23 protein-coding genes are annotated in these 25532 nt (G+C 36.4%); 11 read left to right on the forward strand and 12 right to left on the reverse strand.

Annotated features, from left to right (window positions below):
• Positions 1-2: 2 nt before the first annotated feature.
• The 4 genes from hisG to ACPF7B_RS03075 form a co-directional block, all read right to left on the reverse strand.
• On the reverse strand, positions 3-896 hold the full coding sequence (hisG, locus tag ACPF7B_RS03060; RefSeq protein WP_490506167.1) for an ATP phosphoribosyltransferase: 894 nt from the start codon (positions 894-896) through the stop codon (positions 3-5).
• Between the two features lie 182 nt (positions 897-1078).
• Positions 1079-1918 carry a MetQ/NlpA family ABC transporter substrate-binding protein gene (locus ACPF7B_RS03065; RefSeq protein WP_490506168.1) on the reverse strand — a complete coding sequence of 280 codons (840 nt, stop codon included), beginning with the start codon at positions 1916-1918 and terminating at the stop codon, positions 1079-1081.
• A 31-nt stretch (positions 1919-1949) separates the two neighbouring features.
• Positions 1950-2804, reverse strand: a complete 855-nt coding sequence (locus tag ACPF7B_RS03070) for a MetQ/NlpA family ABC transporter substrate-binding protein (RefSeq protein WP_490506169.1) — start codon at positions 2802-2804, stop codon at positions 1950-1952.
• 250 nt (positions 2805-3054) lie between these two features.
• Positions 3055-3762 (reverse strand): TIGR04211 family SH3 domain-containing protein, encoded by a 708-nt coding sequence (locus ACPF7B_RS03075; protein ID WP_490506170.1) that lies wholly within the window; start codon positions 3760-3762, stop codon positions 3055-3057.
• Between the two features lie 173 nt (positions 3763-3935).
• Here ACPF7B_RS03075 and ACPF7B_RS03080 point away from each other — a divergent pair, with 173 nt between their 5' ends.
• Together ACPF7B_RS03080 and ACPF7B_RS03085 are read left to right on the forward strand one after the other, a co-directional pair.
• Positions 3936-4655 carry an SDR family NAD(P)-dependent oxidoreductase gene (locus ACPF7B_RS03080; protein ID WP_490506171.1) on the forward strand — a complete coding sequence of 240 codons (720 nt, stop codon included), beginning with the start codon at positions 3936-3938 and terminating at the stop codon, positions 4653-4655.
• A 75-nt stretch (positions 4656-4730) separates the two neighbouring features.
• Positions 4731-5297 (forward strand): lipocalin family protein, encoded by a 567-nt coding sequence (locus ACPF7B_RS03085; protein WP_490506172.1) that lies wholly within the window; start codon positions 4731-4733, stop codon positions 5295-5297.
• A gap of 254 nt (positions 5298-5551) precedes the next feature.
• On the opposite strand, the gene ACPF7B_RS03090 is transcribed toward ACPF7B_RS03085, so the two are convergent.
• Positions 5552-6091 (reverse strand): HdeD family acid-resistance protein, encoded by a 540-nt coding sequence (locus ACPF7B_RS03090; protein ID WP_490506173.1) that lies wholly within the window; start codon positions 6089-6091, stop codon positions 5552-5554.
• Between the two features lie 302 nt (positions 6092-6393).
• Here ACPF7B_RS03090 and ACPF7B_RS03095 point away from each other — a divergent pair, with 302 nt between their 5' ends.
• On the forward strand, positions 6394-7800 hold the full coding sequence (locus tag ACPF7B_RS03095; protein ID WP_490506174.1) for an SLC13 family permease: 1407 nt from the start codon (positions 6394-6396) through the stop codon (positions 7798-7800).
• A gap of 58 nt (positions 7801-7858) precedes the next feature.
• Here the strand turns inward: ACPF7B_RS03095 and ACPF7B_RS03100 are convergent, their stop codons facing one another.
• The 3 genes from ACPF7B_RS03100 to ACPF7B_RS03110 all read right to left on the reverse strand — a co-directional run bounded on the left by ACPF7B_RS03100 (position 7859) and on the right by ACPF7B_RS03110 (position 9601).
• Positions 7859-8482: a class I SAM-dependent methyltransferase gene (locus tag ACPF7B_RS03100; protein ID WP_490506175.1), complete on the reverse strand. Its 624-nt coding sequence runs from the start codon at positions 8480-8482 to the stop codon at positions 7859-7861.
• Positions 8483-8581: 99 nt separating this feature from the next.
• Complete coding sequence (locus ACPF7B_RS03105) at positions 8582-9037, reverse strand: META domain-containing protein (protein WP_490506176.1); 456 nt, start codon at positions 9035-9037, stop codon at positions 8582-8584.
• 126 nt (positions 9038-9163) lie between these two features.
• Positions 9164-9601, reverse strand: coding sequence for a TOBE domain-containing protein (locus ACPF7B_RS03110; RefSeq protein WP_490506177.1), 438 nt, complete (start codon positions 9599-9601; stop codon positions 9164-9166).
• Positions 9602-9781: 180 nt separating this feature from the next.
• Between ACPF7B_RS03110 and ACPF7B_RS03115 the strand changes: the two genes are divergently transcribed.
• Entirely contained in the window at positions 9782-10414 is a 633-nt protein-coding gene (locus ACPF7B_RS03115; RefSeq protein ID WP_490506178.1) for a LuxR C-terminal-related transcriptional regulator, read from the forward strand.
• A 46-nt stretch (positions 10415-10460) separates the two neighbouring features.
• Here the strand turns inward: ACPF7B_RS03115 and ACPF7B_RS03120 are convergent, their stop codons facing one another.
• A complete protein-coding gene (locus tag ACPF7B_RS03120; RefSeq protein ID WP_490506179.1) occupies positions 10461-11717 on the reverse strand; it encodes a PLP-dependent transferase in 1257 nt (418 codons plus the stop codon).
• Between the two features lie 164 nt (positions 11718-11881).
• Between ACPF7B_RS03120 and ACPF7B_RS03125 the strand changes: the two genes are divergently transcribed.
• The 3 genes from ACPF7B_RS03125 to ACPF7B_RS03135 all read left to right on the forward strand — a co-directional run bounded on the left by ACPF7B_RS03125 (position 11882) and on the right by ACPF7B_RS03135 (position 16116).
• Positions 11882-12316, forward strand: a complete 435-nt coding sequence (locus ACPF7B_RS03125) for a hypothetical protein (RefSeq protein ID WP_490506180.1) — start codon at positions 11882-11884, stop codon at positions 12314-12316.
• A gap of 179 nt (positions 12317-12495) precedes the next feature.
• A complete protein-coding gene (fumC, locus tag ACPF7B_RS03130; RefSeq protein ID WP_490506181.1) occupies positions 12496-13893 on the forward strand; it encodes a class II fumarate hydratase in 1398 nt (465 codons plus the stop codon).
• A 165-nt stretch (positions 13894-14058) separates the two neighbouring features.
• Positions 14059-16116, forward strand: a complete 2058-nt coding sequence (locus tag ACPF7B_RS03135) for a pentapeptide repeat-containing protein (protein ID WP_490506182.1) — start codon at positions 14059-14061, stop codon at positions 16114-16116.
• Positions 16117-16162: 46 nt separating this feature from the next.
• Here the strand turns inward: ACPF7B_RS03135 and ACPF7B_RS03140 are convergent, their stop codons facing one another.
• Positions 16163-17011 carry a TrmH family RNA methyltransferase gene (locus ACPF7B_RS03140; protein WP_490506183.1) on the reverse strand — a complete coding sequence of 283 codons (849 nt, stop codon included), beginning with the start codon at positions 17009-17011 and terminating at the stop codon, positions 16163-16165.
• Between the two features lie 52 nt (positions 17012-17063).
• A complete protein-coding gene (locus ACPF7B_RS03145; RefSeq protein WP_490506184.1) occupies positions 17064-20510 on the reverse strand; it encodes an AAA family ATPase in 3447 nt (1148 codons plus the stop codon).
• Between the two features lie 376 nt (positions 20511-20886).
• On the opposite strand from ACPF7B_RS03145, the gene ACPF7B_RS03150 reads away from it, so the two are divergent.
• Together ACPF7B_RS03150 and ACPF7B_RS03155 are read left to right on the forward strand one after the other, a co-directional pair.
• On the forward strand, positions 20887-22323 hold the full coding sequence (locus ACPF7B_RS03150) for a cation:dicarboxylate symporter family transporter (protein WP_490506185.1): 1437 nt from the start codon (positions 20887-20889) through the stop codon (positions 22321-22323).
• Positions 22324-22413: 90 nt separating this feature from the next.
• On the forward strand, positions 22414-23142 hold the full coding sequence (locus ACPF7B_RS03155; protein WP_490506186.1) for a hypothetical protein: 729 nt from the start codon (positions 22414-22416) through the stop codon (positions 23140-23142).
• Between the two features lie 54 nt (positions 23143-23196).
• Here ACPF7B_RS03155 and ACPF7B_RS03160 read toward each other — a convergent pair whose 3' ends face one another.
• Complete coding sequence (locus ACPF7B_RS03160; RefSeq protein ID WP_490506187.1) at positions 23197-23679, reverse strand: hypothetical protein; 483 nt, start codon at positions 23677-23679, stop codon at positions 23197-23199.
• Positions 23680-23813: 134 nt separating this feature from the next.
• On the opposite strand from ACPF7B_RS03160, the gene serS reads away from it, so the two are divergent.
• Positions 23814-25082: a serine--tRNA ligase gene (serS, locus tag ACPF7B_RS03165; RefSeq protein ID WP_490506188.1), complete on the forward strand. Its 1269-nt coding sequence runs from the start codon at positions 23814-23816 to the stop codon at positions 25080-25082.
• A gap of 179 nt (positions 25083-25261) precedes the next feature.
• The gene (locus tag ACPF7B_RS03170) at positions 25262-25513 is read left to right on the forward strand and encodes a YfhL family 4Fe-4S dicluster ferredoxin (protein WP_490506189.1); all 252 of its coding nucleotides are present in this window, start codon (positions 25262-25264) and stop codon (positions 25511-25513) included.
• The last annotated feature ends 19 nt before the right edge of the window (positions 25514-25532 follow it).

Consider the following 25532-nt stretch of genomic DNA (forward strand, 5'->3'; position numbering starts at 1 on the left):
AACTACTCCATCATCTTCTCAATGGGCAGTACTAAAATAGAACTCGCTCCGCGCTCTTTAAGTGCTTCCATTGTTTCCCAAAAAAGAGTTTCACTACTAACGACATGCATAGCAACTCGACTATCATCATTTGCTAATGGCAAAATTGTCGGATTTTCAGCACCCGGGAGCAATGCACTAATTTCTGATAAACAGCTCTTTGGTGCATGAAGCATAATATATTTAGACTCAGTTGCTTGAATAACACTTTGGATACGAGGCATTAACTTTGCTAGCAATGCTTCTTTTTCAAGACCAATATCTTGAGATGTACGAATCAAACATGCTTTAGAGCGAAAAATTACTTCCACTTCTTTTAATCCATTTGCCTCTAACGTAGCACCAGAAGAAACTAAATCACAAATTGCATCTGCTAAACCTGCACGTGGCGCAACTTCGACTGAGCCTGTCAAAAGCGAGTTTTTTATATTGATATTATTTTGAGAAAAATATCGATTTAATAAATGCGGAAATGAAGTAGCGATACGGCGATTCTGGAAGTCTTCAATATTCTTATATTCTTCATCTTTAGGAACCGCTAGTGATAATCGACATGCGCCAAATGGAAGAATCTGTATAACACGATAAAGAGAATCAACTTCTTGGTTTCTACTTAAAGAAACCTCTTCAAGTACATTTTGTCCAACAATCCCAACATCAACAACACCATCGAATACAAGACCTGGTATATCGTCATCTCGAACGCGAAGAATATCAATAGGCATATTCTCGACATGAGCAATTAATTTATCTTTTGTCACATTGATTTTAAGCCCACTTTTTTCAAGTAACTGTATTGATGCATCACTCAGACGACCTGATTTTTGTATAGCAACTTTTAGGCGATTGGTTTTCATCCTATCCTCTTATATTGTATTTTTGTATTACTGTAATAGTACACTAATATAAATTTACAGTAATTACAATAAAAAGTTGCTGTTTCTTATTAAAAACATTCTACCTACTAACAATATAGCCACAAAAAAGCAGCTCATATGAGCTGCTCGCTATTTTAGCTAATTAATTATAATAGTAGGTGTTACTTAGCATCCTCATTCCATGCAGCCGGATACTTATAGCCAGCAAAACGGCTAGCAGCATAATCTTTAAACTCTTTTGAATTATATGCTTCAGTGACATCTTTTAACCAAGGTGTATTAAGGTCTTTCGTTTTCACTGCTGCCCAGTTAATAAAGACAAACCCAGGATCTGTAAATAAAGCATCAGAAAAAGGGATGTTTGAGCTAGCGGCATAATTTCCGGGAATAACAACAAAATCAACATCCGCTCGTACACGCGGTAATTGTGGAGCCTCTAATTTTACCAATTTAATGATATGTGGATTTTCTACAATATCCGCTTCTGTTGACTTTAATGGATCAACCCCTTCTTTAATTTTAATCAATCCTACATCTTGCAATAACATTAATGTACGGGAAAAGTTACTAGGATCGTTCGCAACTGCGAAAGTACTACCTGGAGTAATATTTTCTAAAGAATTCTTCTTCCCACTATAAATTCCTAGTGGGCCTGTTGGAATTTGAAAAACCTCTGTGATATCAAGATTATTAAGAGCTTTAAAGGAATTAAGATACGGTAAATGCTGGAATGTATTAATCTCTAGTGAGCCATCTGCAAGCGCACGATTTGGGAGAACATAATCCGTAAACACCACTAATTCCACTTCATATCCTTTCTTTTCCAACTGTGGCTTCACTGAATCAGTGACCATATCCGCAAAATCGCCTACCGTTGTTCCAATACGAATTTTTTTTAGATCTTGTGAGTTCGTTATTTTCTCATCAGAATTACAAGCGACTAAAAAAGAAGTAGTTGCCAAAATAGCAGTAAACAGTATGCCTTTTACAAATTTATTCATAATTATTTCCTATGACTGTGTGATTTTTTCGTTATTGCCAATTTTCAGGTAATTGATAACCTTTAAAATGTTCTGCTGTATATGCTTTAAATTCATCTGAATTAAATGCATCAGTAATTGCTTTCAACCACTCTTCATCACGATCTTCAATACGTGCAGCAGAATAATTTATGTAAGTGAAAGTTGGTTCTTTAAAAATCGCATCCTCTGGATTAAGTCCTGCATCTTTTGCATAGTTCCCATTAATTGCCGAAAAATCAACATCATTTAGCGTTCTTGGCAGCTGAGCTGCATCAAGTGTAATAATTTCTACATCTAAAAGATTTTCAGCAATATCATTACGAGAAGCTGTTAAAGGATTGGTATTTTCTTTTAATTTAATCCACCCTAAATAGTCCATAATTACTAGAACTCGCGCAAAGTTTGATGGATCATTTGGTGCAGATACTTTCATGCCCCGATACGCGGCATCAAGGTTTTTTGTTTTTCCTGCGTAAAGCCCATAAGGTCCTGTTGGAATTTGAAATACTTCTTCGATAGCAAGGTTATGTTGCGCTTTAAATGCGTCTAAATACGGCTTATGTTGGAAAATATTAATGTCTAAATCACCATCTGCTAGCGCTAAATTCGGTCTAACATAGTCGGTGAACTCGACTAAACGATAAGTATAACCTTCTCTTTCAAGAATCGGCCCAATTACATTACGAATAATTGGACCGTTATCTCCGATAACGACACCAATAACGATCTCTTTTTTAGTATCAGTATTTGCTAGTGATGCCTCTTTTTTATCAGAGCATGCTACTAAAAAAATTGCTAAACAAAGACCAATAATTAGCAAAAAAATATTTTTAAATCTTATAAAAAATGTTTGTGTGTACGGCATAATGCATCCTTTTAATTAATATAATTTTCTTACATCAATTTGATTATCCGCTTACATGATTGCCGAGATTTTTTCAATCTGATAACAAAAAACCCACAATGTAATTACATCGCGGGTTCTTATTATTCGGCATAGGAAGAATGACCTATTTATCATTCATCTATATCACGCTTTAGCTGTTTTGCCCGCAAGCTGTATCAAATCGGCTGAATCTATTAAAACGATTCTATGTAAAAGTGTCAATATTTTTTTAAAAATCCCAGCTTCTTTTTCGACGTGTTTTTGCAAAAAGACGAGGCAAAATCGCTGAACCTAAAATAATTCCACCCAATAAAATTAGGGCTCCTGCAGTCCATTCGCTACTACGATTGACCGCTTGAAGACGGGCATTTTCTTGCTTTAATGTCGTAATCTCAACTTTTTGAACATGATCGCGTTTATTCAATTCATCATTTTTTTGCGCTAACTCAATCTCGTGAGCATAAAGTTTTTTAAGTTCAATAATTTCAGATTTCAGTGCATCATTTTCCGCTGTTAATACTTCTAACTCTAATTTTAGATCGTCTTTTTCATTGTTAAGACGACTCTTCACACTCTCATTTTCAGTTTTTAGGCGATTAATCTCTTCTTCTAATGCTCTATTTTCATTCAATAGCGGTTCGTACCGAGTGCGAGCTTCTTCGATATAATTACGAGCGCTTGGCTCTTGCATGAGGAAGTTTTCGTGAATCCAACCCGTTCGCTTACCATCATCATAGCGAATTTGTACGTATCCATTACGGATACCAATTTTTTCAACAGGCTCACCCGCTGTAATCATTTTAGTAATACGATAATTATCGCCGGAACCTGCACGCACAGGTGCTTGTAAATTATCACTTACATACAATTGTTCTGCAAAAACAGTCACACCGAAGAACAAACAGAGCATTAAGAGCAATTGTCGATAAGTTTTCATAAAACAGAGTCACCTTCAATAATTTTTGACAAGCTAGCATTATACATGAAACTTTTTTAACGTAACCACTCAAGCCCTTTTTTGTTCCTCAAAATCCTTTTTTAAAGAGTGATAAACTAAAGAGATACAGCAAAATAAGTTCCTTATAATATGATTTGAGAGAGGTTAAATGAATGAAAGTTTATATTATTACAGGTGCATCAAAAGGGATTGGGCATGCAATGGCAACAATATTGGAAGCTGAAGGACATAAAGTACTTCGTGTTGCTCGTTCAAATCCCAATCATCTTACAAATCTACTCACTCTTGATCTTACAGACCCAGACGCACCAAATCGGATTATCGAATGGTTAGCACCCTTTCTTCCCATAGCAACCGAGATCAATCTTGTAAATAATGCCGGCATCGTTGAGCCGATCAATCTTGTTGGCGAACTTAATGATCAACAAATTGAACAAGCAATTACATTAAATATTACTGCACTCGTGCGACTCACTAATGCATTCGTACATTTAGTACAAACTTTGCCTATTAGAAAAAATGTTATGAATATCTCTTCTGGCGCTGGTCGTCACGTATATGAAGGGTGGTCTATCTACTGCATGACAAAAGCTGCTATCGATCATTTTTCACGAGCAATGCACCTTGAACAAGAAACACAAGAACATCCAATTCAAGTAGTGGCGATTGCACCTGGCGTTATCGATACTGATATGCAAAACACAATACGTAATAGTGAAGTAACTGCTTTTCCGAATGTAGAGCGTTTCAAGGAGATGAAAGAAAATGGCTCATTATTGTCTCCGCATGAGTCCGCTTCAAAATTATTAAATTATCTTCATTCACCATTAATGAAAAAATGTGCCATTGCAGATATACGAGAAATTCAATAATTTTATTTAAATATTAACGCCATAACAAGATGATATATTTATCAAAGCTATTTATAATTTGATGTGAGATTTTTTATGAAAAAACAAGCCCATAGCGTACTGTTAGCCCTATTATTTCTATTCAATAGCAATACCACTTTTGCCACAGAAACTGATAACATTCCGGCTGAGGTCCATGCCATCACTACATTTAATGTGAATCAATATCTTGGTAAATGGTATGAAATTGCACGCTTGCCTAATATATTTCAGAGTAAATGTATCGGAGATATTACTGCAAATTATGTTTTAAATAACGAAAATCTTGAGGTAACCAACCGCTGTAAAATAGAGAATGATAGCTTTGATGAAGCCGTTGGTATTGCTTACCCCAAAAATGAAGTTAAAAGTCAACTAAAAGTCACTTTCCTGCCTAAGTATCTTCGCTGGATCCCTTTTACGAAAGGAGACTACTGGGTACTAAAAATTGATCCAGAGTATCAAGTCGCGCTAGTTGGCGATCCTTCACGAAAATATTTATGGTTATTATCACGGACTCCAACGCTTCCTGACGAAGTCATAAAACACTTTTTAAATGAAGCACAAAAACAAGGTTACAATAATCTTGATCAATTAATTTTCACGGAAAACCAATCACACTAAAACCATAAAACAACTAAAGTTACAAGGCTATTCTACCTCGAAAAAACCAGCAAAACTGCAAGATTTATTAAAAGTTATTGATAATTGATTTCAATATTTTTCACCGGACTCAATACTTTTATTTTAAGTTTTATAAAAGCATTATTCTATATCCGCAATCTTTTGTTATAAAACCATTTATCTATCTGATATATAATGTATAAAAAAGCCTAGAAGTTATCCTAGGCTTTTTTAATCTTCATAATTTAGTAAAGTTAGTTTCTAAAACGACGAAATGCAAAACCAAAATAGAGACTATAAATACCAAATAACAGTGAAAAAGCTCCTAATAAAGTCGTAATAAAGACGATACCGCTACCTGGTGAATAAGGAATAATCATTCCAACAATCAACGCTAAAATACCAATAACAAGTGTTAGCCACCAAGCATTTACACCCATTTTTTTGAGGCTAAATGAGAAAGAAATCGCGGAAATACCATAAAAAATTAACCAGAACATGATAAGAAAAATTAGCATCATTTCAGGAAGGCCTTCTGCACTATGGCTCATAATATAACCACCGATAAATACCTGTAAGATCCCCATTGCAAGATTAAATCCCCACCCAGAGATATGACGGTTTGTCACTGCATAAAATATCTCGAAAAATCCGGTAACAAAGAAAAATGCCACCATAAATTGGGCTAATACAACAAAACTTACAAAGGGTTTAAAAAATAAGAATCCACTCAGAACAATGTAGAGAATCCCAATGATTACCCAGAGCCACCAATTTTTAATTGCGCGTTCCATATTTCATGCTTCCTTCTAAAGTTAATAAAATTATTTTTACGATTACATGAATGATTTAAGTCAATTTAACCTAATTATTTCATCCTTTTATTATATCAATTAATAATTGATAGATATATGAAAATATTTGTCTTTTTATGACAATGATCGCAAAAACATATCGAATTTTATGGCTATCATTTATCAATTATTAGCGTAAATGTTGAATTATTACAGTTGATCTACTATAAGTATCCTGAAAAATAACTACTAAAATTTACAAAAATTATTATCACCAGTACCAGCAAGGAGTGAAAATTATTATGGGTTCAGCTGAAAATCCCAACATTTTATACGAAGATCTTTCGCGTTTTAATATTGCAAAGGTTCTTAAATCAGTCATTGGTATTGCGATTGTGACGATAATATGTGCCGTTATCTATCGTTTTCTACCTTTTACTGAACAAGCAAACAAAGGGCTCATTATCCTATTTTTTATAGGCGCACTTTGGTTAACTGAAATTGTTCATACGACGATTACAGCGCTTCTAGTCCCTTTGAGTGCCGTTGTTCTCGGTGTCCCTGAATCGATTACTGTGAAATCATCACTAACCAATTTTGCAGATCCCATTATATTTCTTTTCTTCGGAGGATTTGCATTAGCAACAGCACTTCATATGCAGAAAATCGACCGAAAAATCGCACTCTTTATGATTCGCCTCTCTAAAGGACATCTGGGTATCACTGTTTTCTCTCTTTTCTTCGTCACCGCTGGGCTCTCTATGTGGATTAGTAATACAGCGACAGCAGCAATGATGTTACCACTTGCCTTAGGAATTATGAGTAATTTAGATTTTAGTAAAGAGCGTGGAACATTCATTTTTATCTTACTAGGAATAGCTTATTCCGCGAGCATTGGAGGATTAGGAACATTAGTAGGCTCACCACCTAATGCAATCGCCGCCAAAGCCCTAAATTACAGCTTTGATGAGTGGTTTAGAGTTGGAATTCCAATGATGATTGTTTTGATGCCAGTAATGTTCGGAATCCTCTATATTATTTTTAGACCTAAGCTTAATCTGAAAATAGAAGTGACCGATGAAGTGATTCCTTGGACAGTCCCTCGCGTTCTTGCAACTATTCTATTTGTTGTAACGGCAATTGCTTGGGTAAGTGGTTCCTTTATAAAAGAATATTTCGGCATTACCTCTCCAGATACATTTGTCGCTATTGCCTGTGCTACTGCTGTTGTTATTTTGGGCTTAGCTTCTTGGCAAGAGGTCTCAGAAAATACTGATTGGGGAGTATTATTTTTATTTGGCGGTGGACTAACATTAAGTATGGTGCTTGGAGGATCAGGCGCATCTGAAATATTGGGTAACACAGTAGCAGAAATTTTTGGACGATCACATCCTTTTATAGTCATCTTAGTTGTCGTTGTATTTATCATTGTTCTTACGGAATTTACTAGCAATACTGCATCAGCAGCTCTTTTAGTGCCTGTTTTTGCAGCTGTTGCTCGCGAGATGAACATGCCAGAAGAGGGCTTAGTTCTTATGATTGGATTAGGAGCCTCATGTGCATTTATGTTACCGATAGCGACACCGCCTAACGCAATCGTTTTTGGAACAGGTCATTTAAAACAGCGCGATATGATGTTTGCGGGAGGAATTTTAAATCTTTGTTGTATTGGAATTTTGACAATTTATGCTTACTTTTTCCTACTATAATCTATCGTTGTATGTTGATAGATAAGTTTTAGAGCGACTCACAAAAGTCGCTCTTTTTTTACTTACAGATTTGAATTGCAAATTGAATAACATGGCACAATCCATTATGTAATTCTCCTTCCTTTCTGATCACTTCGCCAAGAAATAGATGCTTTATAAAATCATCTTTAAAAATTTCCATAAAAATCGATGGATGGTAGAGTAAATTAAGATTACGAGGCCCTCCTGTTTCGTAAGAAATCTGCGCTTCTGAATAAACTTCTCCAATGAACCATCCCTCGCTTTTAATAGTTTTGCGAACATTGGTGAAGATCTTTCGTTGATCCGCTTTTGCAAAATGGCCAAATACACAAATTACAGCATCATAATGATTATCTAGCCATGGGGTGTGTATATCATCCGTTAAGTCAACCTCTCTAGTTGTTATTGGTAAAGTACCTTTTTTATTGTTGACTTTTTCCAACGCAACTTCTGAATAATCCCAAAGATCCACATGTAACTTTTTTTCAGTATTCTCTGCGTGTTGAGCAATATAAAAAGCGTTGCGCCCTTCACCTTCAGCAATGGCCAATACCTCACCTGAGATTCCTAACTGGGGCCAAATTTTTTGAATAAATTGATTAGCCTCTTTTCCATAGAGATATTCAGTACCCTTGAATCTTTTATTCCAATGTTCTTTCATCTTTATCCTCTTATTTTTGTCAATTAAAAGTTTTAAATAACTTAGCAAAAAGGCAATCCCATAGGATTGCCTTTATATGCTACGAATGATCCACTTCAACTATTTTTTATCGTTTAATTTAAACTCTAAACTTGTTGTAGGGCTCATGAGTTTTAAATATTGACCATCTTCAGAAATTGTGATTTCAGCACCATTTGTTAAAAGGTTTGAAATATCACTATCTAAATTATTAAGAGTGGCATCCTCACATAGCATACGTGTCATTCCCATCCCTTTCGCTGTAATAACACCACGTTTACTAATAGTGCCTTTACCAAAGAAATTATTACACATGGTTCCCGTAATTTGCATATTTTCGGAGAATGTAATACTTGGAACATTTCCACCTTTCTCCGCTTTATATTCTTTACCATTAATCGATACTAACTCGTAGTTATGATGTTCGATCTCTTGTGCTTGAGGAATTTTTGTAACTAATTGGGTCATTGGAGAACTCGCAGTTGAACAAGCAGCTAATACAAATAATGCCATGGAACTTAATAATAATTTTTTCATGCAATAATCCTTATTAACGTTTAAATTACAGATTCAATGTAGAGAAAATCTCTAAAAAAATCCATTAACTACCATTGATTTTACCATGTGCTCATTTTATTAAGCAATTTAATGCGTTTTGATAAACTATTTATGATCTTCAACTGCAAGGATTATATTGGATGCTTTGACCAATCCTAAAATATCTTTACCCACCTCAAGCCCCATCTCATCTATACTTTCATTAGTAACAATTGCCGTTAACTGTAAACCATGTTCTGTTATAAAACGAACAGATGAATTTACTGCTCCTTTTTGAAGCTCAACAATCTTGCCATTAAATTGATTCCGAGCTGAAAATAATAAACCACAATTTGGGGTTGCTAATATCACCCAAGGAGCTTTAATAATCGCAACAACAGGTTTATTAAGCCCAATCTTTAAATAAGTGCAGCTCTGCTTTGTAATAACCGTTACAATTTCATCACCACTTTCAAGTGTAATCATTACCTCATTATTCACGCTGCCTTCAAAAATCGCGCTTACTTTTCCTTTCATCAGATTACGGGCCGAAATTTCTTTCATTGTTTTTCACCTATTATGCATTAATAGCTCCGCCAACCAGAGCTTATCTATTTCTATAAATCAGTTATAATTCTAACTACTTCTTCAACCCAATATTTGAGCACCTTATCATTATATCAAAAAACAAGTTGAAAGTAGTTCTCAATAAAACACTCTTTAGCATCATAAAGGCGGTAACATATGAAATATTTGACGCACCATCATTCCCGAATCGTAATTGTTGATTCAAATAGATTGTTTCGTCAAAAAATCAGTTATCTTTTACAAAATGAAGCTAAATCGTCATTTAAAAATATTCGTATTTTTAATTCGTTTGAAGAATTTCAAAATCATAGCCATGCAGACCCGATTGATCTTCTAATTATAGATGAGCAAGAATTTAACAAATTTCTTCCAGATGAGTGGCATAAATTTACGGTTCACCAGACCCCAGAAATTCATACAATCATTATGTCGATACAGGTTCCACCCTATCACAATACAACAACTCATCAAAATAGCCCAAAAGTTACTCGGTTATTAAAAAGTATAGAACCATCTGTCTTTTTGGAATTAGTCGAAAGCCGATTTAGAACAGGCTCAGCGGACAAACTTCATCATCACAATATTAATTTAACACCGAGAGAAACTGAGATACTCGAAAAAATTGTTAATGGATTGAGCAATAAAGAAATCGCCCAAAAACTTACCATTTCTGATAGTACAGTCAAAGTTCACGTACAAAATATATTAAAAAAGGTAAATGTTAGTAATCGAGTTGAAGCAGCTGTTTATGCTGTGCGTCACCAATTAGTTGCACAGATAAAAAACTAATCTTAACCTCTATTTCCAATGGAGATAAAAGAAAACTTTAATATCTTTATAATTTTTGTAGTGCCTGTAAAAAATCACTTTTCAAATCTTCCACTTCTTCAAGCCCTACGGAGAGACGTATTTGTGTGGGTGAAATTCCCATTACATCTTTCATCTCTTGAGTAAATGTTCCATAAATTGTCGATTCTGGATGAATAATGAGTGTACGGTTGTCAAAAAGATTTGTTGCTCGATGAATTAATTTTAACGAGTTCATCAAGTCAAAGCAGGCATCTTTTGATTTAAGATTAAAGGTCAACATCGCGCCAGGATTCCCAATAAAGAATTGATCACTTAAACGCTTATATGGATAGTTATCTAACTTGGGATATGCGACAGCTACAACTTTCGACTCCTTACTCAAAAAGTTTGCAAGCTCGTTAGCTGAATGGCTCATCGTCGCATAACGAATCTTCAATGTTTCAAGTCCTAAAATTTGCGCATAAGCACTATCTGGATCCATACACGCACCAAAATTACGTGCAATTTCACGTTTTATTTTAAACATAAACTGAGAATAAGGTGCATGGTAAACAACACTGCTTAATCGTTTATTATGTGTCCAATCAAATGTTCCATAGTCCACAATTGCACCACCAAGACTTGTTGCACCACCGGAAATATATTTAGTTGTAGAAACAACTTCAATATCAACCCCCCATTTTTTGGCATCAAAAGCCCCCCATGGAATCACTGTGGTATCAACAATCATCGGAACATTTTTAGTAGTAAGAATCTTCTTAATCGCTGGTAAATCGGCAATTTCAAGATGAGGATTAGTCATTACCTCACAAAAAAAAGCGCAAGTATTCTCATCAATTGCATCATTGATCATCTCGAGGTTATCTGTATCTACAAATCGCACTTCAACACCGAATTCGGCTAAGGTAAACTTGAAAAAAGCAAAAGTATTTCCAAAAAGATGGGGTGATGTAACAATGTTACTACCGGCATATGCAATTGCCATAAATGTATTTGAAATAGCTGCCATTCCACTACTAAATAACATCACATTTTCGCCACCGCTAATTGCACAGATCTTATTTTCTAACGCTTCAACTGTCGGATTGGTAATTCGCGAATATGTATGGGAAGGTATCTCCTCTTGGTTTTGAAAAGCGGCAGCAATACCCTCCGAACTTGGAAAGTCAAAAGCAGCACTGCGATAAATAGGGACATTCATAGCACCATGAACATCTTTATGATTTTTATCTGTTTTAAGAATTTTGCTTGTAAATCCAAAAGTATCCGTGCGCTTATCCATTGTTTTCTCAGTCCCACATAAAATCGTTAATCAAACTTGTCATTTTTCAAGGTAAATTAAAGCACTACGAAGTGCAATATTCTTTTGACCCACATCCCTAAATAATTCAATAATATAGATTATTGTTAAATGTTCAGCTGTTTAATAAATAGGATATTTAGACCATGCAACTCATTTTTCCACATCAACATTCCCCCTACGCTATTGTTAAATATTCTTTCATTTTTCTCATAATTCTATTTCTTTATGCATGTAGTGAAGATACAAAAACTCCCTATAATACTGGTATATACAAAGTTGAAGAAATCCAAGTTTACGCACAAACCCAACCTGTTATTGATAATTTAGATAAACTCCAACAGATGCGCAATAGTTTTAATATTGAAACTATCCAAGTTTCAGAAAACGAAATCGTAGTCAGTGAGAATCACTCAAAATCCACATTTGTAGTCACACCTGAGCTGTGGGCAATTAATGAAAAATATACTTTCAAAATCAATCCCGTAAAACCCAATAAGATAAAACTTAAAAGTATCAATTATCCAGATTGTATAACGTTAAATTGTGTCGTTGAAATCACAATTTCGAAAAAGCATTAATACCTCGCTTTATAAAGTGTGTAAGCAAGCTTTAGCAGTTGACTAAAGTATTATCACAGTTGTAGCGAATATGTAGTTAAAGCGATAAATATATGGCATGATAGTGTATTCAAAAGTTTTAAGACAATTTTCGTTTCGAAAAAATCATTTAAAATTCAACAACACAGGAGAATTACAGTATGACTAAAGATTTTCGTATTGAAAAAGATACAATGGGTGATATGCAAGTCCCGAGCAATCAATTATGGGGAGCACAAACTCAACGGTCATTACAAAATTTTCGTATTTCAAATGAAAAAATGCCAAAAGAGCTTATCGAAGCATTAGCAATTGTTAAACGTGCTTCTGCAAAAGTAAACATGGATCTAGGAGCATTAGATAGTAAAAAAGCCAACGCAATTATTCAGGCTGCTGATGAAGTGTTGGCCGGTCAACATAACTCTGAATTTCCTTTATCACTTTGGCAAACTGGTTCAGGCACACAAACCAATATGAATATGAATGAAGTATTGGCTAATCGAGCAAGTGAAATTCTTGGTGGTGTTCGTGGAGAGGAGCGCTTAGTTCATCCAAATGATGATGTTAATAAAGCCCAAAGCTCCAATGATACATTCCCAACAGCAATGCATATTGCTGCAGTTTTAGAAATCAAACGCCTTTTAATCCCAATGCTTGATCGTCTTCATAAAACACTCGGTGAGAAAGCTATTGCCTTTAAAGATATTGTAAAAATTGGACGCACACACCTCCAAGATGCAACGCCCCTAACACTCGGACAAGAAATCTCTGGTTGGGAAGCTATGCTCGCACATAGCTTAAAGCATATTAAAGCATCGCTTTCTCATCTTTATGAATTAGCATTAGGCGGTACGGCAGTTGGTACAGGACTTAATACTCATCCTGAATATGCGGTGCGTGTTGCTAAAGAAATTGCTGATTTTACAAAAGAACCCTTTGTGACTGCACCAAATAAATTTGAGGCACTAGCGACAACAGATGCGATCGTACAAGCGCACGGTGCGCTAAAAGGACTTGCAGCATCGCTGAATAAAATTGCTAATGACGTTCGTTGGTTAGCCTCAGGTCCTCGTTCGGGGATCGGCGAAATTACGATTCCTGAAAATGAACCTGGTAGCTCAATCATGCCTGGAAAAGTTAACCCAACACAATCAGAAGCACTTACAATGGCTTGCGCTCAAGTTTTTGGCAATGATGTTGCAATCAATATTGGAGGCGCCTCTGGAAACTTTGAATTAAATGTTTTCCGTCCTATGATCATCAATAATTTTCTCCAATCTGTCCGTATTTTAGGCGGTGGAATGGAAAGTTTTAATGATCACTGTGCTATTGGCATTGAGCCAAATCGTGCACGCATCACTGAGTTGGTAAATAACTCATTAATGCTTGTTACCGCTTTAAATACGCATATTGGTTACGATAAAGCCGCAAAAATTGCTAAAAATGCCCATGCAAAAGGTACAACACTCAAAGAATCTGCCTTAGAGCTTGGATATTTGACAGCTGAAGAATTTGATAAATGGGTTGTGCCAGCAGATATGGTTGGCTCTTTGAAATAAATAAATTTTTCAATCTTAACTTAAAAGGCGTTATTTCTTAAGTAACGCCTTTTTTGTTGGTAAATACCCTCCCACTTTACAAAAGCGTATGAGAGTTCAATAATAAATGCTGAAAAAATATAACAACAACCATAACAAAGATAATTTTACAAATAGGCTTTTCTTATGAATCAATTCACACAATTTTTGTCATCTTGCAAACTAGAACTGCAAAAAATCGGAAGCTGGATTTTAAGAAATCGCCGTAATCGTAAACGCGTTGGATTAATCCTTGCACTTATTCCCGTTTTACTCTGGACAACCATCCATTCCCCAATTGCGACTAATATTTCAATTTGGAGTCTTCTCTTTACAATTCCCGTTGCCTTTCTTATTTTTAGTCTTCTTTACAATGCTCTTTTATCATCAGTAAAACGTAGCCTTATCCATGCACAAACAGAGAGTGCATCACCTCTTGCTAGGCGCTTAACCTCCCGGTCAAGTCTTTTTGTGATGTCTGTAATCCTCATTCCGATGATCTTGATTTTATCGCTTCTTTTTATTGATCTAATCTCCTTCATCGCACAAGTGCCACCATCAAAACTTTATGGCGGTGAGTATACATTCCTTACATCACTCTATTTCGGAACATTTGCAGTTTTAGGGTTTAGTGTTTCTGCCTATGTTGCCTCTGTACGTCATCGGTCTCTACGACAATCTGAAAAGCACCTTGAATACACGCAACAAAAAGATCGTGAAAGCGAAGTCGATCGTCGAATGCTCGAAGGGATCAAGTTACTCGGCGATAAAAATGAATCGGTGCGTTTAGGTGGCATCTATATTCTTTGGGAAATTGTTAAGGATGCTGGTAAAGCACTTCCCTACTTAGACTCACGCCACTATAACGTCTATTATCATCGTTATAAAGATTACCCCATCATTCCTTATATCACCGAAAAGCCATTACCGGCGTCAGAACTTCGAGGACAACGCCGATTAAAAGAGCTCTACATGCAAGGAAATCATGCAGATCAATCACAAATAAAAGCATACCTTAAGGCTTTTTCACTCTATGAACAGGTTCTAAGCATCCTTTGTGGACATATTCGAACGTTAACAAATACCGAAGAATATCTATTAACCTACTATCCATCAATTGCCAAAGTACGCTATTCACGTGCCTATGCCGAACGCTATGATGACGATTCGAGGGTTATCTCCGAGCAAGAAGAAGAACCTGGAAATGAGATTGCAATTTTATTTAGACTACTTAGTAAAAAAGAGTATTCCCGAGATAAGCCCCTTGTCCGAGCGCTCAATTTTAAGATGAACCTTGCCAGCTCTATTCTAAAAGGTGTTTTTAGTGATCACGCAGATTTAACAAATGCCAATCTTCGCAATGTGAATTTTACCTATGCGCGTATGAACTATGTTACTTTTGATCAAGCAAGCTGTATTTACGCATCATTTAATGGCGCAACGCTTAATATTTCGAGCTTTACCATGGCAGATTGTACCGGTGCAAGTTTTGTGAATGCACAAATTACCAATACCACTTTTAAGTATACTAATTGTATTCGTGTTAATTTTACCAATATATTTCATAAAGCCTATTTCTATGGCACTACAATGCTACACACCAAATTTAGTTATGATGATTTTATGAATAACCGCATTGAATTCTTAGGTATCAATGGATTACCTGGTTTTGCTAATGCGACTAGTTTAGAGCGTGAACCGATTATTGAGCTTATCAGAGAAGACGAAGTAATTTATCTCAACCCCAATGACACAACACCTTTACTACAACATCCTGAGCTCTACGACCAATATCAAAAATTACTTGAGGCTCCTAAATGGCGTATTCCTATCTTAGAGGCTAAATTTGCTCATGAAACTTTAATGCGCAGCGGATCAAATCAACAACCTGGTGAATCATACAGTGGTCATCGCAGCCTTGAGCAGATTAAAACACGAGATAATCTCGCTGTATTTCACCGGATGTTTAAAGAGCAAGGTCGTAATAATCAAGCCTTTTATGATTCACTCAATCAGAAAGAAAAGATCTTAGTGACTAGGATGTTCTCTGACTTTGATCAGTCGATGAAACGAGATTCTAAAAAAGAAAATCGTGATTCAAAAAATTTAAAAGATATTAGCGATAAGACACTCGCATCCCCAGATAATATCTCAACTCTCAAGAAAGATAAGGATAAATCTGATACCACACATTTAAAGCAATAAATACTGAAAAATAGTGATGTAATTGGCCGATGCTTCACCAATACGGTCACTCCACTAAATAGTAGATGAGAATACCAGCAGCGACTCCAACATTCAAAGATTCCGATTGTCCGAGCATCGGAATCTTTACTCTCTTGGTTGCCATTTGTTGCAAAGTAAGATCTAACCCTTGCCCTTCATTGCCCATTAAAATCGCACACTTTTGTGGAAGTGATAAGGATTTATACAAACTTGCTCCCTCTAAAGTGGTTGCCCAACTTTCATACCCTTCATCCGTTATCAATACTAAAAAATCCCGAAGATCGCTAGAAATAATAGGTAACTGAAATATTGCACCTTGTGTTGCACGTAGGGTTTTATCATTATAGAGATCAGCACAACCTTCTCCTAATATTACTGCTGCAAAACCTGCTGCCTCTGCTGTACGGATCATTGTCCCGACATTCCCCGGATCTTGGACACGATCAAGTAATAAAAGATGCGGAAGTGGTCGCTGACTACTCTTTAAATGTGTAATAAATCGAGGTAATTCAATATCATCCCATTCAGGCTGCGCAATAACTGCCAAAATACCTTGAGGTGAAGCTGTTTGCGATATTGCAGAAAATAATTTTGAAGGCAAAATAATAAGCGGGATTGTTTGCACGGATTGTCCACTTGCAAATACTTGAATATCATCTAATACAGACTCAGGAAATGTCTCATCAATCACAAGCATCACTATTGCAGCATTATGACGAAATGCTTCTTCAACCATGTGAATACCATCGATAAGATAAGTTCTACTCTGATCACGATACTTTTTGCTATGGAGTTTCTTAATCTGCTTCAAGGTATTATTCGTACTTGAGGTAATCGTATTCTTTTCAAAACGAATCGAATGTGAATTATTCATGATCACCCCCTAAGACAATTGGAAAATAATATAAAATACGCATAACATTAATCTATTCATCACTCAATGCAATGGCATCTTTAAGACTCACTGATACTAGACGCGATACACCCGGCTCTGCCATTGTAACACCGATAAGTGAGTCTGAAATGGTCATTGTCGCCTTGTTATGAGTAATAAAGATAAATTGTACCTTTTCACTCATTTCATCAATTAACTCACCTAAACGCCGCACATTTGCCTCATCAAGTGGCGCATCAACTTCATCAAGCATACAAAATGGTGCGGGATTAAGATTAAATATCCCAAAAACAAGTGCCATTGCCGTAAGTGCTTTTTCACCTCCCGAAAGAAGATGAATCGTTCCTGGTTTTTTACCTGGTGGATGGGCGATGATATTAACGCCGCTTGTGAGTGCGTCCTCTTCTGTTAATTCTAAATAGGCTCGCCCTCCTCCAAAAAGACGAGGAAAAAGTCTTGAAAAGTCATCATTGACCGCCTTAAAAGTCTCCATAAAACGCGTACGCGTTTCATCATCAATTTCCTTGATCGCCTTCTCAAGCATCGCAAGCGCTGCTTCTAAATCGCTATTTTGGGAGTCAAGATACTCTTTTCGCTCCCGAAGCTCTTCACTTTCGGTAATTGCAACAAGATTCACAGCACCAATTTTAGCAATAGCATTCCGCTTCTCTTGTAATGAGAGTTCTAAATCTTCAATAGCCTTATCGATATGATGCGCTTTTGCTAAGGAAATCTCTTCAGTAGAAATTTCCGCTATCAGCGTATCCCATTTTTCCATTAACATCTCACGTTTAGCATTAATCTCAGCCTCTTTAATCGAAAACTGATTAAGCTTTGTTTTTTGGTCATTAAGTGATTCTTCAAGGACATTTTTTTGATTCTCTAAGAGTTGAATCTGTTCTTTTGCTGATTGATGTTCAATCCGAAGCGATGTAAGCGTCGCTTCAAACTGCTCAAGATTATCAATCGCAATGATTCTATTCTCTTCAATCTCCGCGATTTTTTCGGCATAATCCTGATTTTTCTGTTGACCTTCAATCCTTTTTTTGAGGATACTAAGCTCTGACTCAGCACGTTCTTTTCGTTCTTTAAAGCGTAGTAACTCATGATTCATTAAATCGAGCTGTTGTTTTTTCTCTAAATGGGTGGCCCGACGTTTTTCACTCTGTTGCTTGACATTATCATACTCAATTTTTAATGACTCATATCGGTCAGAAACTATTTCCCAGCTCTCCTCTAATAACGATAAGGCAATACTATTTTCACTCATTGTTTGCTGTAATTCATCGAGCAATCCCTGATTAAGAGATTCTTCTTTTGCTAAATCTGCTAAACGCGAATCGATGCGATGGCGTTCCTTCGCTGCTTGTGTCTGTTGTTGCAGTAATAGACTAAGCTGCTTTTCAAGCTCAAACTGCTCTCGAGATAACTTCTGAAGCTCTTTTTGATTAATTTCAATACTATTTTGCAATGCTTTAAGCGTTTCATCTTGCTCATAGAGCGATTCATCAAGAAGTTCTAAACGTTCATCGATCTCTGCTAAATCAGCAATGGCTTTTTCAAGGGATTGCTTACGAGCTAAAACACCAAAATTTGCATCTTCCTTATTATAAATTGCCCAATCAAGCCCAAATAACAGCCCAGACTTTGTCACAATAAATTCATGGAGTTTTAACTGTTGACGAAGTTCAACAAAAGCTGTATCGACTTCAATTTTAAAAGGATCAAGATTACGATCATCAAAACAATAAATATGACTTAAAACCGATCCAAGTTGGCGATCACTTTGAACGTAATAACCAAGATGAACAGGGGTAAACTTAAATGCCTCTTCTCCAAGATAGTAACTCTCCCCTCGTTTACGATCTGTTTCAACCATTAATTTTTGACGCAAAACAGAATCAACTGCCCCATTCCAACCGTCTGTAACTTTTAAATGTTCGAAGAGTGGTGATTTTGCCTTCTTATCTTCATTGACGACCATTTTTTCGAGCATACCAACTTCACCAGCAAGTTGATTACGCTGTGCTGATAATTTCCGTTGCTCAACCTGCAATGCTTGATAAGCTTCTTTCGCACTTTGAAGCGCTCGATTCTTAGAATCAATCGCGAGAGTAAGCTCATCTACGCTCATCTGCTTTGTTAATAGGGATTCTTCAAGAAGTATCGATTCTTCACTTTGTGAAAGATCGTCTGGTAATTCACTACTACCTAACCGAAGTCGTTCTGCTTCGATCGTTTGTCTCTTTTCTAGTTGGAATTGCAGTGAATGCCGATCAAGTTCCAACTTTTGTTGTAACGATTTAATTTGATCTTGCTGTTTACGAAAATCGTATTGCGCCTTTTCGAGTGATTCTTGTAATGATTTAAGATTTTCTTCACTCTGCCAGATTGATTCAGCTTCCGATTCAACAATATAAAAATTTTCATCAATCTGTTGTTGCAGAGAATCAACCATAATCGCTGTTTCTTCAACTTCTTTTTCTAAGCGAGCACCATTTTCTTGCCATTCAGACCGTGATTCGAGATCGCGTTTTTCCAATTCTCGTATACGAATTAACTCATGATTTAAATGATCAACTGCTTGCTTATAAGGATAGAGCGCACTATTTTTCTCACTCATTTGAACCTCTAACGATTCAAAGTTCTTTTTATGATCAAAAAGCTGGGTCGTTACATTATTCAAGTTTGCGACGATTAACTGAAGATTTTCATGTTCCGATTTATGACTGTCGATCAAATGTTGAATTTCAGATTCCGCCATCTCTTTCTGCTTATAGAGTTGCGCATAACCTAACGCACGTTCCTCTTCACGTAGCTTTTGATACCGGCGTGCGGTTGCTGCTTGGCGATCGAGTTTTGAGAGTTGTTTACCTAATTCATGTCGAATATCTGTCAAGCGTTCTAAATTCGTACGAGTATGTTCGATTCGTTGCTCTGTTTCATGACGGCGTTCTTTATATTTCGAGATATTTGCCGCTTCTTCAAAAAATGTTCGAAGCTCCTCTGGCTTCGATTCAACAATCCGAGAAATCATTCCTTGTTCAATAATCGCATAGGAACGTGGACCTAAACCTGTCCCCAAAAAGATATCGGTAATATCGCGGCGCCGACAACGGGTTCCATTGAGAAAATACTGACTCTTACCATCACGGTCTAATGTTCTACGAACACTGATTTCCCGATACTCTGCCCATTTTCCACCTAAGCGTCCATCTTCATTTTCAAAAATCAGTTCAATAGAAGCTAAGCCCGATGGTTTACGACGTTCAGAACCATTAAAAATTACATCACTCATCGACTCTCCGCGTAACTGCTTCGCCGATGATTCACCCATTACCCAGCGCACGGCATCGATAATATTAGATTTTCCACAACCATTAGGTCCGACAATACCATTAAGTTTTCCGGTAAGTACAAAGGTCGTTTGATCGACAAACGATTTAAATCCTGACAGTTTAACCTTACTTAATCGCATATGGTGAACATCACTAAAAAAGAAATAAAGAGAACAGATTTACCCAGAGAATAAACCCAAAATTAAACGCTATAAAATACCATAAAAAAAGTTTGTTGTATTTCCTATGATGGCTATTTCATTATCACTTTACAGCGATTGATTTTTCTTAATTATTTTTTATATATAACATCTTAAAAGTACCCACAAATCTTCAATAACATACTTTGCATATCTAAAAAATATGTTTTAAAATAGCCTTCTTAAAATCAAATCAACTGCACATACGTCTAAAAATAAGTATCACTTTGAAAATGAATGATTTCTATTTCAATTAAAATTTTCGTATAGTGGCAGAGATAAAGAATATTCAATCTCCCTAACAAAGGATGCAAACATGCCTGACAATGTTAACGATACTGGTGGCGCTCTATTTCATGGAGTCTTCTTCGAAAACTTTCTTGCAATTTCAAGATATGAAACATTGATCTCTATTGCCGTGATACTTTTCGCGTTCTATATCATTTACCAAATGCAGAAGCGGAAAATCAGCTTTTTCATGCGCATGTTAATGGGATTAATTTTTGGTGCTTGTATCGGTGTTGGCGTTCAGGCAATCGCTGGATTCCCTGATATTACGACAACAGCATTACGCGAAACGAGTACTTGGTATGGACTTTTCGGTCGCACGTTTATCGCCTTTATTCGTATGCTTGTTATTCCATTGGTATTTGTTTCAATCGTGAAGGTTATTCTTGATTTCGGTGGAAATCAACAACTATCCAGAGTCACTCGTCGAGGTATATTTTGGCTATTATTCACGACTGGGTTAGCGGCATTACTTGGAATTATCATTGCATCTGTCATGAATCTTGGCGCTGGCGATGAGATTATTCAGACAGCAGCCAAACAGCGCGAATATAGTAACTTAGTAGATACTTTTGTTAATTTAGTACCAAACAATATCATTAGTGCTATGAGTAATAATAATATTATCGGCCTTGTGATTTTCTCAGCTCTTATCGGCATTGCCGCAAATCGTATGGCACCTAAAGCTCCTGAGGCCATTGGCGTATTTAAACAATTTATCGACGCACTTCATAAAATCGTCATGAGCATTACCATGACAATTATTAAATATATGCCATATGCCGTCATCGCACTTTTAGCTGGAACAATTATTTCAAATGGGGTTCCGGCGATTAAAAAGGTTTCGAGCTTTGTGGTCGCAATCTATATTGCGTCAATATTAATGGTGGTTATTCATCTCATTATTATTACAGCACATGGTTTATCACCAATCACTTTCCTAAAAAAATCTCGTGATACTTTGGTAATGGCGTTTTCAAGTCGCTCATCAGTAGGAACTCTACCCCTTACCATTTCAACATTAACAGAACGATTAGGAGTTTCTGGCGGAACTGCGAATCTTATCCCCTCCTTAGGTACTACTATGGGAATGAACGGTTGTGCTGGCTTTTTCCCAGCAATGCTGGTGATGATGGTCGGTCACATGGTAGGAATTGAGATGGATCTTCAATTCTATATTATGCTCTTAATTGTCATTGTTATTGGTTCGATCGGGATTGCTGGCGTGCCAGGAACAGCCACAATAGCTGCAACTGTTGCCCTTTCGGGAATGGGTATGGGAGAATACTTCCCTCTTATAGGAATGGTATTAGCTATTGATCCTGTTATTGATATGGCTCGGACAATGACCAATATTTCGGGCGCAATGGTTTCATCGGTTGTGACTGACAAAGAGCTTGGTCTATTAAATCACAAGGTTTACCAAGACCCTAATGCTGTCTTAATAGATGATAAATCTGCCTAACAACCATTGACAATTGTAGTTCTTAATTGAATAATCGGTAAAAGCAATTAGCTGTTACCGATTTTTTTATGACTTTTTCTAGGAAAAATAATGACACACAAAAAAGCGCAAAATCACAAACAATTTAGTTGGCTATTTGTCATTACGATCACTTTTATTGTTATGACTTGGCTCATTGCGATCTACTTAACACTAGAGAGTCCGAACAATGAAAGTATCTTTTTTGATGCAGTAGTTGCGCTTTTTACGGGTGTTGCATTCACTGGTGTGATCTACTCATTGCATCTACAACGTGAAGACTTGCAACTTAACAGAGAAGAATTAAAACTTAATCGTGAAGAAACTAATCGGCAGCGATTAGAATTGCAAGCGCAGAAAATCGCAATGGAACAACAGACTTTTTCACAACATTTTCATTTTATGATCAGTACCTTTAACGATAAAATAAATGACTTGACTCTCAATTACTCAACCAAAGAATATCTCAATGATCTTAAAATCATTGAGCGAGAAGACTTTTTGATCCTGAGCGAAACACAATTTATTGACAAATTTGGACCTGAACGACTTAATACAATTAAGGTATTTAACGATCTACTCTTTTATTATGACCAGCACTATCACTTTAATGACAAAATGGAATCCACATCACTCTATCTTGTTACATTAACCATTACAGCTCAGTTTTCATCACTAATGCGCTTCGTTAGCAAATTAGCTCTAGAACATGAAAATTTTGCCTATCTGCAACCACAACTGAAAAAGGCGATCACTAACGCCACAACTCTTGCAAAAAAATATCGTGTAATTCAGTTTTAATCATGTTTTTAGTCACAAAATTAGCTAGTAAATAATGTTCTCTTTAAAAGATGATTATTGTACTGCTTCCCTATACTCTAAAACTTCTGCTCGTGCAAAATAACAAACAGGTAAAACATCACGATGATCATTTTCACAGATTAATTGTTGCATAGCATCTTTAGCGCGATAGCCTCGACTAACTAAACATATTTCTATATTCGCCCGAGCGTGAATCATTTGAATAGGATCCTGTCCGCCAATTCTCTCACTAATACCTTTTTCAATTGCTTTAGCTGTCTGTATGCATTCTAAGAAATCTGTTTCAAGCTCCCCTTGTACTAGGGGCTTATTGTCCATTTTTATCCAAAGGCCTGGTGAATACCATAATTGTGTTTCATATAAAGCCTCTCTGAGTGATTCAGGCATGCTTGCTTCATCGGATAATTGTTGTCGATAAGCATCCATCTCCATCCGCTGAAGCTCCGTGATATTACTACAACCTGTTACCAAAAGTATAATGAATGGAAGTTTAAGAATTGAATGAAAATATTTCATAAAAAGCCGTTAAGTAAGGAGTTAATGAATAAGTTAAATACCTTGAAATTGTAACAGCTATTTCCTTTGGAAGAAAAAAGGATTTTCGTATATAATGCGAGGTTAATTTTTCACACTTCATGAAGGATAGACAAGTGATTGATCCACGCTTATTAAGACAGAATTTAGATGATGTTGTTGCGGCTCTTCAAAAACGCGGTTATCAGTTTGATACTGAACGCTTTAACTCGTTGGAAGAAAAACGCCGAGAATTACAGATCTCCTTACAAGAACTGCAAAATGAGCGTAATACTTCATCGAAACAAATTGGTATTGCGAAATCTAAAGGCGAAGACGTATCAGATATTCTTGCATCAGTAGCAAAACTGGGCGATCAATTATCTGTAATTGATGCAGAACTTTCAAAAGTCAGCGATGAACTCAATACAATGCTACTTGATATGCCCAATATCCCAAACAATGAAGTTCCCGTTGGTAAAGATGAAGATGATAATGTTGAAGTAAAACGTTGGGGAACACCTCGCAATTTCAGCTTTGAACCGAAAGATCATGTTGCTCTTGGCGAAAAGATTGGCATGGATTTTGAGGCGGCAGCAAAAATTAGTGGCTCACGCTTCGTTGTGCTTAAAAACAATGTGGCTCGCTTACATCGTGCACTGGCGCAATTTATGCTCGATACACATACCGAAGAACACGGTTATACAGAAGTCAATGTGCCTGTTATCGTTAATCAAAAGAGCCTTTATGGCACGGCACAACTACCCAAATTTTCTGAAGATCTCTTCAAGCTAGAAGATGAACGTAATTTCTACCTTATTCCAACAGCAGAAGTACCGCTCTCAAATCTCGCGCAAGATGAAATTTGGGAAGAATCTGTGCTTCCTACCCAAGTTGTAGCGCACAGCAGTTGCTTCCGCTCAGAGGCTGGTAGTTATGGCCGTGATACGCGTGGTATGATTCGACAACATCAATTTGAAAAAGTTGAATTGGTGCATTTTACCAAACCAGATGATTCCTATAATGCTTTAGAACGTCTTGTCACACACGCTGAAAAAATCTTAGAAAAACTCGAACTTCCTTATCGCCGGATGGTATTGTGTAGTGGTGATATGGGATTCTCCGCTGCAAAAACATATGACTTAGAAGTTTGGCTACCAGGACAACAAAAATATAGAGAGATCTCATCTTGTTCAAACTGTGAAGATTTCCAAGCGCGACGCCTCAAAGCACGTTTTCGTAGTAATGAAACGGGCAAGCCTGAACTCATGCATACCTTGAATGGTTCAGGTTTAGCAGTAGGTAGAACGTTAGTCGCAGTGCTTGAAAATTATCAAGAAGAAGACGGTCGAATCCGCATCCCTGAAGTACTTCGCTCTTATATGGGGAATGCAGAGTTTCTATAAATGACTATTTACAATACAATTGTAAAAAAATATATTTTATAGCTTTGAAGGATTTTTACTAAAAAAATAATAAGATCAAAGTTTTACGGAATTCTTCAAAGTTTATTCACAAGACAGTTCAATAACATTTTTATCCAATATTTAAATTGGTTAACTTTTTACTTGAGGAGTAAATTGCAATGGCTTTAATGATTACTGATGAATGCATTAACTGCGATGTATGTGAACCCGAATGCCCTAACGAAGCAATTTCAATGGGTCCAGAAATTTACGTTATTGACCCGAACAAATGTACAGAATGCGTTGGACACTTTGATACACCTCAATGTGTTGAAGTATGCCCCGTTGAATGTATTCCTAAAAACCCTGACCGTGTCGAAAGCAAAGATGAATTAATGGAAAAATTCCATAAATTACAGGAACAAGGTTAAATCGATTTTAAAAATTACC

The sequence above is a fragment of the Ignatzschineria sp. 22MB058224 genome, assembly GCF_058188435.1.